Annotated in this window: 12 protein-coding genes; 11 read left to right on the forward strand and 1 reads right to left on the reverse strand. The window is 36.3% G+C overall.

Annotated elements, in window-relative coordinates; genetic code table 11:
• The first annotated feature begins 29 nt into the window (after positions 1-29).
• From cmk to ACZ41W_RS01990, 5 genes are all read left to right on the forward strand, one after another.
• Entirely contained in the window at positions 30-686 is a 657-nt protein-coding gene (cmk, locus tag ACZ41W_RS01970; RefSeq protein WP_464313202.1) for a (d)CMP kinase, read from the forward strand.
• 52 nt (positions 687-738) lie between these two features.
• Positions 739-1,293: a lysophospholipid acyltransferase family protein gene (locus ACZ41W_RS01975; RefSeq protein ID WP_464313203.1), complete on the forward strand. Its 555-nt coding sequence runs from the start codon at positions 739-741 to the stop codon at positions 1,291-1,293.
• A gap of 66 nt (positions 1,294-1,359) precedes the next feature.
• A complete protein-coding gene (ispH, locus tag ACZ41W_RS01980; protein WP_464313204.1) occupies positions 1,360-2,211 on the forward strand; it encodes a 4-hydroxy-3-methylbut-2-enyl diphosphate reductase in 852 nt (283 codons plus the stop codon).
• Complete coding sequence (gene rpsA / locus ACZ41W_RS01985) at positions 2,211-3,326, forward strand: 30S ribosomal protein S1 (RefSeq protein ID WP_464313205.1); 1,116 nt, start codon at positions 2,211-2,213, stop codon at positions 3,324-3,326. Before ispH ends, rpsA begins: the two co-directional genes overlap by 1 nt.
• An 88-nt stretch (positions 3,327-3,414) precedes the next feature.
• Positions 3,415-4,185 (forward strand): CheR family methyltransferase, encoded by a 771-nt coding sequence (locus ACZ41W_RS01990; protein WP_464313206.1) that lies wholly within the window; start codon positions 3,415-3,417, stop codon positions 4,183-4,185.
• Positions 4,186-4,347: 162 nt separating this feature from the next.
• Here ACZ41W_RS01990 and pepF read toward each other — a convergent pair whose 3' ends face one another.
• Positions 4,348-6,150: an oligoendopeptidase F gene (gene pepF, locus ACZ41W_RS01995; protein ID WP_464313207.1), complete on the reverse strand. Its 1,803-nt coding sequence runs from the start codon at positions 6,148-6,150 to the stop codon at positions 4,348-4,350.
• A gap of 228 nt (positions 6,151-6,378) precedes the next feature.
• Between pepF and ACZ41W_RS02000 the strand changes: the two genes are divergently transcribed.
• The 6 genes from ACZ41W_RS02000 (at position 6,379) to ACZ41W_RS02025 (ending at position 15,152) form a co-directional block, all read left to right on the forward strand.
• Positions 6,379-7,566: an MFS transporter gene (locus ACZ41W_RS02000; protein WP_464313208.1), complete on the forward strand. Its 1,188-nt coding sequence runs from the start codon at positions 6,379-6,381 to the stop codon at positions 7,564-7,566.
• 201 nt (positions 7,567-7,767) lie between these two features.
• Entirely contained in the window at positions 7,768-10,134 is a 2,367-nt protein-coding gene (locus ACZ41W_RS02005; RefSeq protein WP_464313209.1) for an Ig-like domain-containing protein, read from the forward strand.
• 250 nt (positions 10,135-10,384) lie between these two features.
• The gene (locus ACZ41W_RS02010; protein WP_464313210.1) at positions 10,385-11,848 is read left to right on the forward strand and encodes a helicase HerA-like domain-containing protein; all 1,464 of its coding nucleotides are present in this window, start codon (positions 10,385-10,387) and stop codon (positions 11,846-11,848) included.
• Positions 11,849-11,981: 133 nt separating this feature from the next.
• A complete protein-coding gene (locus tag ACZ41W_RS02015) occupies positions 11,982-13,067 on the forward strand; it encodes an HD-GYP domain-containing protein (RefSeq protein WP_464313211.1) in 1,086 nt (361 codons plus the stop codon).
• A 133-nt stretch (positions 13,068-13,200) separates the two neighbouring features.
• Positions 13,201-13,803 carry a histidine phosphatase family protein gene (locus ACZ41W_RS02020; RefSeq protein WP_464313212.1) on the forward strand — a complete coding sequence of 201 codons (603 nt, stop codon included), beginning with the start codon at positions 13,201-13,203 and terminating at the stop codon, positions 13,801-13,803.
• 158 nt (positions 13,804-13,961) lie between these two features.
• Complete coding sequence (locus ACZ41W_RS02025) at positions 13,962-15,152, forward strand: pyridoxal phosphate-dependent aminotransferase (protein WP_464313213.1); 1,191 nt, start codon at positions 13,962-13,964, stop codon at positions 15,150-15,152.
• Positions 15,153-15,294 lie beyond the last annotated feature (142 nt).

The raw sequence follows: 15,294 nt of genomic DNA on the forward strand, positions 1-15,294 counted from the left end.
GTGTTTATTTTTAACTTGAGAGGTAAAATATGCATAATATTCAAATTGCAGTAGATGGACCAGCAGGTTCTGGAAAAAGTACAGTGGCGAAAGAAATCGCTAAACGTTTAAATATTACTTATTTAGATACTGGCGCAATGTATCGAGCTGTCACATATGCTGCACTGAAAAGTAATACATCATTAGAAGACGCATTACAGCTGAAAGCGCTTGTTGATACTATGAACCTCGATATTACGCCGGAATCCATTTTTCTAGATGGCGTTGATATTTCAGAAGCCATTCGAACACCTGAAGTTACACGCAATGTCTCAGTAATTTCCATGGATGCATATGTACGCGCTCAAATGGTAACGATGCAAAGGCGTATTGCAGGTGATAAATCGGTCATTATGGATGGCCGCGACATTGGGACAGTAGTTTTGCCGCATGCGACATACAAATTTTTCTTAATTGCCGATCCAGTAGAACGTGCGAAGCGTAGACTTGTTGATTTAAAAGCAAAAGGATTTGAAACAACGGTTGAAGCTTTAGCAAAAGAAATCATCGAAAGAGATCAATTGGATTCAAATAGAGCAGTTTCGCCGCTTAAAAAAGCAGAAGATGCAATTGAAATTGATACCACATCGCTTACCATTGAAGAAGTGATTCAAAAAATTATTTCGACAGTCAATACGATATCCTAAATAAAAGGTGGTCCATATGAACTGGCTTTACAGATTTTGCCGACGAGGCGCTATGATTTATTATCATCTATTTTATAAAATGGAGATTGAAGGTCGAGAGTCCATTGATTTTTCTCAGAATTATTTAATTTGTGCAAATCATATTAACTGGCAGGATCCTGTTGTGCTAAGTGGTGCCTTACCTGTTGGTTCTAAGTTTATGGCGAAAAAAGAATTGTTTAAGTATCGAATTGTTGCAGCTTTTTTGAAGAAAATTGGAGCTTTTCCAGTGGATCGATCAGCAAATGATTTAAAAGCCATCAAATTGTCTCTAACCTATTTGAAAAATCATGAAAATTTGTTGATATTCCCAGAAGGAACGCGAAACAAAGGTGTCATACCACTTGAGGTGAAACCCGGAACTGTCATGCTTGCTTATAAAACGAACACACCTATTTTACCGATTACGATTGACACAAACTATAAAATTGGTAAACATCTTCGAGTTGTCTTCCATGCGCCTGTCGTTGTTGAAAATAAAGAAGATCTACCAGATTCAGTTGTGTATGAACAAGTATCTACAGAAATTATGAAACAAATTTATGCTCAAATGAAATACAGAAAGTAGCAAAGTTTTGTTCATATTAGTGAGATAGACTTTCTATTAAGTATGTGATATAATGACGAGGTTTGTATGAAGATTCAAATTGCAGAGCATTCTGGATATTGTTATGGTGTCAAACGCGCGATTCAAATTTTAGAGAGTCTCATAGACGAAGAAAAGATGATCTATACATTAGGTCCCATTATCCATAATCAGCAAGTGACTGACTTTTATGGAGAAAAAGGGGTAATTGTGATTGATGATTTATCTGATATAATAGAACGTGAGAGTGTTTTGGTGATTCGTTCGCATGGCGCGCCAAAGTCAATTTATAAAATGGCTGAGGAAAAACACATCAAAATTCATGATGCAACATGCCCTTATGTAAAAAAAATTCAAAATACAGTTTCAAGTTATGCCTCAAAAGGGTATAATATAATCATTGTAGGAAATAAGGCGCATCCTGAAGTCGTCGGTATTAATGGCTGGTGTGATAATAAAGCCTTTATTGTGGATACCTTACAACAGGTTGAAGAGCTTGAAAATGATGGTAAACCTGTCTGTGTTGTCGCGCAAACGACTTTTAATATCTCCTTGTGGGAAGACATCACAGAGGCATTTAAGCAAAAATATCAAGACCTTGTAATTTTCAATACAATCTGTCTAGCAACTGAAGAACGACAGAAAGCGAGTATTGAACTTGCAAAAAAAGTGGACTATATGATTGTCATAGGAGGCAAACATAGTTCCAACACGATTAAATTGGCACAACTTTGTAGCCAGATCGTGAGTACCATACACATTGAAACTAAGGATGACTTTGAGGTTGCTGCGCTAAGTAATGCTGAAACAATTGGGATTACTGCGGGTGCATCAACACCTGATTGGATAGTGCAATCGGTCATTCTTAAAATAGAAAACGAAGGCGAGGTAATTTTTTAATGGATAATCACAATTCAATGGCTGAAATGATGGAGCAAATCGAAGAATCATTGAAAATTCCAAGAAGAGGGTCAATTGTTAAAGGAAGCATAATTCAAGTTAATGCTAATGTTATCATAGTTAACATTGGCTATAAATCTGACGGTGTAATCCCTAGAAATGAAGTTTCTGCAGATCCAAACTTTGATTTGCAAAAAAACTTTAAAGAAGGCGATCAATTGGATGTTTTTGTTGTTAGTCATGACAACGGAGAGGGTAATATCTTATTATCACTACGTAAAGTAAATGCTGACAAAGACTGGGAAGAATTAGAAGCTATTCACGAAAAAGACGAACCAATTTTGGTAAAAGTGTCTGAAGCGGTAAATGGTGGATTAATTGCATTCTTCAAAGAAATCAGAGGATTTGTGCCTGCATCGCAGTTATCAGATCGCTTTGTTAAAAACTTAAAACCATTTATTGGTCAAGAGTTAAAAGTAAGAGTAATTGAAATCAACAAACAAAAAAGAAGAGCAGTATTCTCTCATAAAGAATTTGCAATGATTGAAAAAGAAGCAGCTAAAGAAAGCTTCTGGTCAAATATCAAAGTGGGTCAAGTGGTTAAAGGTGAAGTGAAAAGAATCACTAACTTCGGCGCATTCGTTGATATCGGCGGTATGGATGGACTTGTTCACGTAACAGAAATGAGCTGGGGAAGAATTAAACCAGCAAATGAGTTCGTGACAGTTGGTCAAATGGTAGATGTGAAAATTATTGATGCAAATAAAGATGAAAACAAAATCTCTTTAAGTATCAAACAATTATCTGAAGAACCATGGGCAAAATTCGATCAAAAATACGAAGTGAACGGCATTTACAATGGTAAAGTTGTAAACTTAACGGATTTTGGTGCGTTTGTTGAACTTGAACCAGGTATTGAAGGTTTAGTACACGTATCACACATCGCTAAAGAGCACGTTGAAAAACCTGCTGACGTATTGAGAGTGAACCAAACAGTCGAAGTGAGAATTCTTGAATACGTTCCAGAAGAGAAAAAAGTAAAACTTTCTATGAAAGCGGTACACGAGCCAGTTGTTGAAGAAGCTGTTGTGGAAGCAACAGAGACTGAAGCATAAGATGATAATAAAAGCCGATTATATCGGCTTTTTTATTACAACGATTAAATGAATATGATGAAAAAATCTGTCATATTGGGGGTATTCGATGGAAGGATATGAACGATTTAAGGAAAAGGTCTTTGCAAAAACGAAATTAGATTTGTCTCTATATAAAGAGAGACAGATGAAACGCCGTATTGAATCACTGATTACACGCCACGGATTGTCAGATTTTGAAGGTTATTTTAAACTACTAGATACCAACAAAGATGTATTTGATGAATTTATCAATTATTTAACCATTAACGTATCTGAGTTTTATCGCAATCCTGCTCAATGGGATTCGTTACGAGAAGATATCATACCGGCAATTTTAAAAGTCAATAAGAAACCGAAAATTTGGTCTGCAGCATGTTCAACGGGAGAAGAACCTTATTCCCTTGTGATGTGTTTAAGCGAATTTTTGCCACTTAAGGACATTAAAATTACAGCGGTTGATTTTGACTCTGAGGCACTTAATAAAGCGAAAATTGGGATGTACTCTGATAAAAGTATTAAAAATGTGCCACCTCAATATGTTGCTAAATATTTTGAGCCAATCGGTAAAGGATTTAAGATTAAAGATGAGGTTAAAAACTGCGTTGAATTTAAAAAGATGAACCTCTTATTGGATGAATATCCAAAGGGCTTTGACTTAATCGTTTGTCGCAATGTCATGATTTACTTCACTGAAGAAGCAAAAGATGAAATGTACAAAAAGTTCTATGCATCATTAAATAATGGTGGTTATTTTTTTGTTGGTAGCACTGAGCAAATTATTCAACCGCAAAGATACAATTTCGAATCAAGTAAGACGTTTTTCTATCACAAAAAATAAGATTGTCAGATAAATAAGTATATCAAATTTCAGTTTATCAATTGAATCAGTTAATCAATTGAATTAGATTCTTAAATAAATAAAGTGCAGTTGCTCGTCAATCATTTGACAAACAACTGCACTTTTTTCGTATTTATAAATCATTTAAAAATAAACTCAAAATCAGTCGTTCAATTGAAATAAGCTTTCAAGTTCATTAATCAATTCTCCGACATAAGCAACAGCGCTTTCGATAGGTTTTGCTGTTGAAATGTCAAGTCCAGACAATTGGAGCAATCCTTCTGGCGGCAATGTACCACCTGCTTTTAGCGTTTTAATCCACTGATCAATTGCAGGTTGTCCTTCTGTAAATATTTTTTTTGCGATTGCAGTGGACGCAGTAAGACCAGCAGAGTAGGTATAAGGATACAAGCCCATGTAATAATGCGGTTGTCTCATCCAAGTTAATCCCGCATCTTCATCGACCTCAACGTCATCACCCCAGAACGTTTTAATCACATCGAGTTTGAACGAACAGAGCGTTTTCGCTGTTAATGAACCACCTTTTTCAGCGTGTGCATATACGCGACGTTGGAATTCTGCTTCCAATAGGTGAGTGACAAAGTTGTGGTAGTATGTTCCAAGTAATTGAAGAATGACCCATCTTTTCATTCTTGGATTAGAGTCTTTTTCCATGAGATGATGCGCCAATAAAATCTCATTCATGGTTGAAGGTGCTTCAACAAAAAAAGTTGAAGGGCGCGTATCAAAGATGCGTTGATTTGCGTTTGCGTACGTAAAATGTCCTGCGTGACCTAATTCGTGAGCTAAAGTAAACGCAGATCGCATAGAGTCTTGATAGCTAATTAAAATATAAGAGTGTGATCCATATGGCGAAGCGCAAAATGCGCCAGTTGCTTTACCCGCATTATTGGCATAATCAATCCAACGCTCATCAAACGCCCGTTTCATAATATGTGCGTACTCATCTCCAAGTATAGAAGTTGCGTCAATAATGGTCTGTTTGATTTCATGATACGAAGCTGGCGGATTGAATTCAAAATCAAGGGGTGCTTTTAAATCAAAATAAGAGATTGTTTCAAGTCCCAACTGTTCTTTCTTGATTCGCGCGAGTTTACGCATATGAGGTGCCAATTGTTGATAAATAATATCAATTTGACGATGATACATCTCTTCGCTTACTTTATGTGGTTCTAGAAGCATATCAGTTACAGAGTGGTAATGTCTAACTTGACTGAGTGCCACTTGCTTTTTTACCTCAGCAGCATAAATGGAAGCAAAGATATTTTTATATTGATTAAGGGTTTTGTTGAAACTTTTATAAGCTTCCTTACGAATTTCGTGATTCGGGTGATACTCATATTTGGTCTCGTAAAGTCCAAATGAGTTGGGATGACGTGTTCCGTCTTCCAGAGTAAAATCTTCAAATTTCATATCTGCAGCTTTTGCGACATTATAAGTTCTATATGGAGAATCACTCAACTCACCTAAACTTGCGAGAGCGATTTCTGTTTCAATAGAGAGTTTATGTGGTTTTTCGTTATAAATGTCATCTAAGAACAATTTGTAGATGGATAAATCAGGGAAAAGAGCATCATAGGCATCTTTTGTTAAATCGGTGATTTCTGATTGAATAAATGCAAGCTTTGTCTCTACTTGAGTTGCAATGGCACCAAAATACATACTGTCTTCTTGACTTGTGGGATTTGACCCATCTTCCGATTGCTTCAAACTAACATATGTACCGAGTTTTACAAGTTCTTCATAAGCTTTTTCGTATTTTTGTAAACATTCGAATAGGGATGGTGCATGATTTAAACGACCTTGATATTGAACGAGTTCGTTCATTTGGTTTTCTACTTGAGTTAATTGTTCACGCCATTGTTCGCGGCTCATATACAGATCATCTAAGTTCCATGTTGTTTCAATAGAAACTTCTGAACGTAATAAGATATTTTGATTCATAATTGCCTCCTCTTAATGTTTCGTTACCCTTAATATTATACCATATTGCACAGAAAAGTGTACAAGAATCCATATAAAAAAAATTATACGGAGTATAATCATACCCAATCACACAAATTCACATGCATATGATAGAATATTGAGGTGGGACATTGAACCATTTGTTGTTCTACAAGTAATAATGAGAATCCTTGACTCTACAAATATTTATCAACATATGGGGGCACAATGAAAAAAGAACTGAAAATCTACTTCGTCATTATTGCTTTAACGGCATTTGCACTAGGTTTGACGAATAATATTATTTCAAACTTCTTTAAAGATGCTTATGAAGTAACAGCATATGAAAGAGGTGTTTTAGAATTTCCTAGGGAACTACCTGGAATTTTTAGCGTACTCGTTATAGCGGCATTTTCATTTTTAAGTGATATTCGAATCTCGGTAATTGCACAGCTATTGAGTGTGGTAGGTATTACCGTTTTGGGATTTAGTACACCAAGTTTTAACGTGATGGTCATCTTTATTTTTATTAATTCACTAGGGATGCATATGTTTTTTCCTTTACAAGACAGTATTGGATTAGATTTGGCTGAGAAAAACAATATTGGAAAGCGCTTAGGACAGTTTAAAGGGTTCTTTACCGGCGTTCAAATGGTCGCATCAATTGTGGTTTTCATCGGATTTAAAACGGGTGTCATGTCTTTTGAACAACCAATTAAGACGCCTTTCATATTAGCTGGAGCGATGTTTATTGTCATAGCAATTCTTCTCGTATCTCTCGACAGAATGGTCCGAGTGAATCGTCCGCATATTAAGCAAAAAAGTTTTGTTTTTAGAAAAGATTATAAATACTATTATACACTTGTCATTCTGTTTGGTGTTCAAAAACAAATTATGATGGTATATGGACCTTGGGTTTTGATTGATTTGCTGAGTAAAAAAGCGGATACCATCTCTATGTTGACGGTGATTGGATCTTTCATTGGGATTTTCTTTATTCCTGCAGTTGGAAAACTTATGGATAAATACGGCGTTAAAAAAATGCTTTACTTTGACGCACTGTCTTTTATCGGGGTTTATTTTATTTATGGATTACTCAGCATGGGATATGTAGATGGCTCACTCAAAACAGTAGGTTTTGGCGCTTTGTTAGCATATATTATCTTCATTATTGATCGTATGTCCACTCAGATGGGAATCGTGAGAACTGTTTACTTAAGAAAAATTGCTGTTGTTCCAGAAGATGTGACACCTACTTTAACTTTAGGGCAAAGCATGGATCATTTTGTTTCCATCATTTGCGCGTATCTAGGTGGGATTGTCTGGACGGTATGGGGACCTCAATATATCTTTTTCCTCGCAGCGGGTCTGTCATTTATAAATTTATATGTTGCTTTTAAAGTGGATATTGAATAAAATATAATCATTATAATAAGTGTGAATATTTTAAGTTGAGATAGGCTATTTATGAATAGACTATCTCTTTTTTATCTGATTCAGACCATTTCAGGTTGCATTTTACCCGTATGATTCGTCTATTATTAAATAGTGTGACTTGAAAAGTGTAAAAAATATAGAAAAGTAAGCATTTAGGCATTATAGGGAGGTCGTATAAGTATGAATAGGCGAATAGGTATTTTGATCGTTTTATTATTATGTTGCTCCTTTTTACAACCATTGGCGTATGGGAGTACCAGTAAAATCGCTTCAATCAAGGATTTAGTTGTGACTGTTTATGTGGATCAATCGTATCAATTACCAGCAAAAGTAGATGCCGTTATGACGGATAAAACGACACAAAAAGTAGCTGTTAAATGGAATCCAGCAAGCGTAAGTACAAAAAAAGTCGGTACATTTACATATAAAGGAAGTGTGATAGGGTATTCAAAAATTGTCAATTTAAAACTTACAGTTATCGCATTGCCATCTGAAGTCAAAAGTGCAATTTCATATGGTTTTGTGCCGAAAGAGTTACAGAATAACTTGACTTCAACCATCACTTACGCTCAATACTCTAATTTATTAAAGCAGATGATTCAAAAATATCAGCCATCTGCATTGAATAATTGGAATCAGAAGGTTTCTTTGGCTCAGAAATCCAATACACTCATGAAGCGAGATGATGGGATGCTCTTAACATATGTAGCAGCGCTTGCATTAGGATTTGGAACGAGTGAAGAAGAGTTTACAAATGGAAACTGGCAGTATCTACATCAGCTTTGTGGTGAAAAGGCATGGAATCAATTCTCTTGGAAGTATCCACTTATTCCAAAATGGGATCAAAATACGAAACTTTTCAATGGAAATTTGGTCACAAATGCGTATTTCTTCTGTATGGGTCAATACTCAAATGTTAGTGGAAAAATATTATTTGATTACGATGAAAAAAATTATACGATGAATATCAATAAGCCGTTTACAAGAGAAGCTGCCATCTGTGCTGCAGCTCGGTTATATGAAAGTACGACTAAATTTGTACCAGTCGAAAGAATTCCGTCTACTTGGGATGCGCTTTTTATGAATGAGTATAAGGCGCAGTTAAGTCGCATCATGACGTATTCTTCAGACATACAAAAAAGCGATCAAATGATTCCAGGCAAAACTTATACTGGAACGGCATATTATATTTCAAATGATGGAAATGACAATAATGACGGAAAATCACCTGAACAAGCGTGGGCTAACATTTCGCGGTTGTCCAATCATTTACAAAAAGGAGATGCCGTCTTCTTCAAATGTGGTGATATTTGGAGAGAAGAGCTGCAATGTGAAGAAGGCGTGACCTATTCATCCTTTGGTGTTGGTGATAAACCGAGATTTTATGGATCGCAGGAAAATGGTGCAGATGCACAAAAATGGACATTGTGGTTTGAAGATCCAACTGGCAAAAAAATCTGGAAATATCACAAAGATATTTATGATTGTGGTGGCATCGTGTTTAATGACGGTAAGTCGCATGCAAATAGAGTGTTTTCATATTGGAATGGAAAAATGTACACATATACAGATAATCACAGTCAACTCTTTAACCCTGTTGATGGGTTAAAGTACGATTTACAATTTTATTCAACTTTTGATGTTCAAAATAGAACCTTACCAATCTATGTATATAATGAAGATTCAACAGGACCGCTTTATCTCCGCTGCGATGCTGGAAATCCGGGAACGATTTTTCAATCGATTGAATTTCAAACGGCGCCTAAAAAAGAAGCAGGATATGCTGGGATTATTAAAGCTGCAAATGACTGTGTAATTGATAACTTAAGCGTAAGATATGGTGTAAGTAGAGGGATTGCGACACATGAAGCTTCGCATGTGCTTATTCAAAATTGTGAAGTGGCTTGGATTGGTGGCGGGACACATGAAATCAACTTAAGTGGGTATATCCCAGTGTCTGGTGAGGGAATTGGTATTGAGGGGAGTTATAACACCGCTCAAAATTGTTATGTTCATGACTGCTTTGATGGGGGAATTATCAGTGAGTTGCGAGTAGATTTCCCATATTATGTAAGTCATCAAGTGATCCAAGACAATATTATCGAGCGCTGTATGTCAGGAGTTTTAATTGTAAGTCATGACGAGAATCGTCAAAAACCTGCCGGTTTTGGAGATGTTCTCGTTGCACGAAACTTGATTTTGTATAGCGGTTATGGTTGGAGTTGCGACCCGCATTATGATTTTACTTGGGGTGATGAAAATTATCTAGGTAATGCCATTACATTTTGGGATAAACCTAACATAAATAATGGCGTTCAAATAATAGATAATACATTATACTTAGCAAAAAGCGCACTCATTCATTTGTCTATGGATGCAAGTGAATGGCCAGATTTTCAGGGCAATCAATTGATTCAAAATAAGTACGGTAAATTATGTGTACTGGGAAATAAAATCGCAACGGCTTCGAATGATGCCGTTGTTCAGGAATTTATTCGCCTTATTTTAGGGGATAAAACTGGGAAGTATATTCAGCCAAATCCATGAGGATAATCCATAATAGGTCATAAAAATAGATCGTTGTGGAAATTGCATAATTACCTTTTCGGTGTGAAAATCAAGTGTTGATAAAATTAAAATGGCTCAATCACGCCATTTCAAAAATTGAGATTCTAATAAATCAGAACTCGATTCTAATAAATTAGAACTCGATTCTCACAAATAAGAATTATGCAAATTTTTAATTTAAATTTAGAAAGATTCACTCGAATGAATCAAAACACAAAGGGGGAGCTATATGCAACTTAAACTTGGAAAAGACAGTCAAGGAAATTACCATGGACCGATGCTGAATATGATGAATCGCCATGGAATCATTACCGGTGCTACAGGTACAGGTAAAACTGTTACTTTGAAATTGTGGGTAGAACAATTAAGCGAGCAAGGTGTTCCGACTTTTCTAGTCGATATCAAGGGCGATTTAAATGGATTTGAACGAAATGGTGCTGAAAGTGAGAAGCTCGCTCAACGTATGGAAAAAATGAGAGAGACACTGCCGGATTTTCAATCATTTCCTGTGCATTATTGGGATTTGTTTGGTGAAAATGGATTGCCTATTAGAACGACAATCTCGGATATGGGGCCTTTGCTCATCTCAAGACTTTTAGATTTGAATGAAACACAGACGGGCATCATGCACACCGTGTTTAAATTTGCAGATGATCAGGGTCTACTGCTACTAGATTTTAAGGATTTTCGAGCTGTACTTGAGACCATTTATGAAAACTTAAGTGATTTGCCATCGGAATATGCCGGAATGAATAAAAATTCCCTTGGGGCAATCCTCAGACAAGTGACTACGTTTGAACAACAAAGAGCAGACCTTATTTTCGGAGAAAGAGCTTTAGATGTAAAAGATTTTTGTATGGTGGAAGGATCAAAAGGTGTCATCAATTTACTGAGTGCCACAAAACTCTATTCAAGTCCAAAACTCTATTCGACTTTTTTACTTTGGCTGCTGTCAGAACTTTATGAGCAGTTCGAAGAAGTTGGAGATTGTGATCAACCTAAAATGGTCTTTTTCTTTGATGAAGCACATCTGATTTTCGACAAAATTCCCGCTGTTCTATTGGACCAAATTGAACAAGTCGTGAGACTCATTCGATCAAAGGGTATTGGCATATACTTCATTACGCAAACCCCAAATGATTTACCAGATTCTGTACTTAGTCAACTAGGCAATCGCATACAACATGCACTTCGCGCTTATACAGCGAAAGAGATTAAATCACTCAAACTAGCGGTTCAAGGATTTCGGTTAAACCCTAAACTTGATCTTGAACAAGTGATTTTGTCGCTAGGGGTAGGTGAAGCCGTGGTTTCTTTTTTAGATGCTGAAGGGACGCCAGGCATCAGTGAAAAAGTGGATATTTTATGTCCGAAAAGTCAGTTTGGACATGTAGAGGATATTCAAGTATTGAATCACGATGGACTTACACAGAAATATCAAACGGCACTTGATCGCGAATCCGCATTTGAATTGCTTAGTCAGAAAGCGTTGATATTTGAACCGGAAAAAACTAAAATGACGAGTCAACATAGTCAGTCAAAAGACGTGATTGTTCAGCCTCCTAAGAAAAAAGGGCGACCAGCTGATAGTCCACTTGAGAAAGTTGGAAAATCATTTATGTCATCAATTGCAAGATCCCTTGGCTCGAGTTTGGCACGTGGTTTGATGGGCGTTTTGAAAAAAATGTCATAGTCTGCATAAAAAGTGCAAAAAAATTAATAATTATATAAAAAAAGTTGCATTTTTACTGAAATTGGAATAAAGTATAGCATATATAGTGCCGAAAATATATACAAATGGTCAAAATATACTATATGGTGAGAAGATGCAGAAACTATTCATTGGGGGAATTATTCCAGGCTCGATTATTGCCCGTGATGTCTATGATTCTGATGGGATACTACTAATTAAGAAAGGTAGTGTCTTTCGGGAACATTACATTTCTAGGTTTGTCGATGCTGGCGTACAAGAAATATTTATAGAAGATGACGGCAGTTTATCACCCGAATCTGTCAACCAAATTCGACAATCTTTAAATATCCAAGATGTCATTCATGACAAAACTCGAACACATGCGCAAAGTCAGATTAAGAAAACCATCGAAAAGTTTAAGACGGTGAGTAATTCTGATATTCAGAAGATTTCGCAATTAGTGGAAGAGATGATTGAGCAAATCTTGGAGAAAAAAGATTTTGTTTTTGCGCTTTCTCAGCTGAGGTCTGTTGATGATTACACCTACCAGCATTCAGTGAATGTGGGCGTGTTAGCGTTGATTATTGGACTCGATTTAGGCATCAATAGAGAGTCTTTGTTAACGTTAGGGACAGGTGCGATGCTTCATGATATTGGTAAAATTATGATTTCTGAAGATATTTTAAAGAAGCCTGCCAAGTTAACAAGTGAAGAATTTACAGAAGTTAAAAAGCATACGGAGTATGGTTATGATATTTTAAAGCAGACAAATATTTCTGAAGAGGCAGCTCTCATCGCCTTGCATCATCATGAAAAATATGATGGATCTGGATATAATGGCAATTTACTGGGAACTCAAATTCCACTATTTGCACGAATTGTCGCTGTAGCTGACGTCTATGATGCGATGTCAAATGACCGCGTGTATCAGCGTAAATCAAAACCTGACAAGGTTTTCAGGGAAATCACGCACTTAGGAAATCGACATTTCGATCGTGAAATCATGGAGACATTTGCCAAGCACATCAATTTGTATCCAACGGGAACTGGTGTGATCTTAAACTCTGGCCACAGAGGAATTGTACTTGAACAAAATAGGCTATATCCTGAAAGTCCTATTGTTCGAATATTCATTCCGAAAGAGCAAAGATCAAAGTTTAAATATGTTGACTTAGATCTTTCAGATAGTCGAAAGTGGTATATTACGGATACTTTCTAAAGAATACGATAGGTGAAATAGACCTCTAATTGCAATGGTTATATGCACACATAAATGAATGATTAAGATAAGGGGATTGCTAATCGCATCGTAGGATGTGCCATTAGAGAATCCCTTTCTTTTCGGAGGAAAAATGCTCAATCTATATATCGTCAGACATGGTCAAACTGAATGGAATGTTGAAAGAAGATTTCAAGGCTGGCTCAATTCGCCTTTGACAGAACAAGGGGTACAAAGCGCTAAGGAGCTCGCCCCAATACTGAAAAAGATTAACTTACATCGAAAGTACGTTTCACCAAGCGATCGCGCTGTTCAAACGATGACTTACGCACTTGAAGGCGACACTCATGATGTTGTTTTGGACGAACGAATCAGAGAAATCGGATTGGGTCCGTGGCAAGGGCTGAAACATGAACAAGTAGAAGCACTCTACCCAGAACAGGTGGAAGCTTTTTATAATCAACCAGAGAGTTTTGAGTTGCAAGATGCAGAAACATACTATGACATTGAAAATCGCGTAAAGGCATTTTTAAAAGATTTAGTAGAAGATTATATGCATCAAGAAATGGTAGACGACTATAACGTTCTCATAGTGACACATGGCGTGACATTGATGATGTTTCAGTTGATTTTCGATCAAATGCCAATTTCAGAGATCAGTCGATATTCGGTTTCAAAGAATACTCAGCTTCATCATTATGTATATGAAGAAGGTGTATATACAAAATGTATATGAAGAAGGTGTATACACAAAAGTTAATGATTTTAACTGAATTGAGTATATACTTTATTTTGATAAGTAAAATTTGGAAAAGTATTGATTTAATTTCTACATTTTTTTCAGCTTTCTTGCTATACTATTAGCAATGAAGAAAATGATTATTGGAGGATCACATGAAACCATTATCGAGAAAAAACTTAGGTATTGAAGAATCAATGACTTTAGCGATTACTGCTAAAGCGAAACAACTAAAAGAAAGTGGCGTGAATATCGTTAGTTTTGGGGCAGGAGAGCCCGATTTCAATACACCTAAATATATTAGAGATTGCGCAGTTGCAAGAATCGAAAAAGGCGGTAATGGCTACACAGCAGCATCAGGACTTATTGAACTTAAAACGGCAATCTGTGAAAAATTGAAACACGACAATCATTTAGAGTATCAACCTAAACAAATCGTCGTATCATCTGGTGCAAAGCATAGTTTATTCAATGCATTACAAGCGATTTGTAATCCTGGCGATGAAGTGATCATTCCTTCTCCATATTGGGTAAGTTACTATGAGCTCACAAAAATGGCAGATGCTGAACCAATCCTTGTACTCGCAGAAGCAAGTAATTCTTTTAAAGTGACACTTGAGCAACTTGAAGCTGCTGTCACTTCAAATACAAAGGCGATATTAATCAACAGCCCAAATAATCCAACTGGCGCAGTTTATACAGAACAAGAGCTCAGACAAATAGGTGAGTTTGCCGTTAAACATGACCTCTATATTATTTCAGATGAAATCTATGAAAAACTTATTTATGGAGAAAAACACGTTAGCATTGCGAGTCTTTCTAAGGAAATCTACGACCGTACGATTGTTGTCAATGGATTAAGTAAAGCCTATGCAATGACAGGATGGAGAATTGGCTATACAGCAAGTTCGCTTGAAATCGCAAAAATTATGAGCAATATTCAATCGCATGCGACATCTAATCCAAATACCATCGCACAATATGCCGGAATCGAAGCTTTAATGGGAGATCAATCTCCAATTGAAGAGATGCGCGTTGCATTTGAAGAAAGAAAAGATTATATGGTAAAAACCATTCAACAAATGCCTCATATTAGTTGTGTTGAACCAAAAGGTGCATTTTACGTGATGGTAGATATATCTTATTTCAAAGGTAAAACAATTAATGGCGTGACAATTGAAGGATCATTGGATTTGGCAGCAGTTCTCATCGACGCTGCGAATATCGCTGTAATTCCGGGCATTGCATTTGGCGTAGATGATTATATTCGATTGTCGTATGCAACGAGCATGGCCAATATTGAAGAAGGCTTAAGAAGACTCCATCAATTCTGCGAACAAAACTAAAAAGAAGAACTAAAAAACAGAACTAGTGGACAAAAATAGAGATTAATATGAATAAATAAAAGCACAATTCGATTCAACCGAGTTGTGCTTTTTTTTTTCATCAGTCCTCACTTAAAAAGTCAAACAGAATCTGATATAATAG

Source organism: Fusibacter fontis, assembly GCF_055378735.1.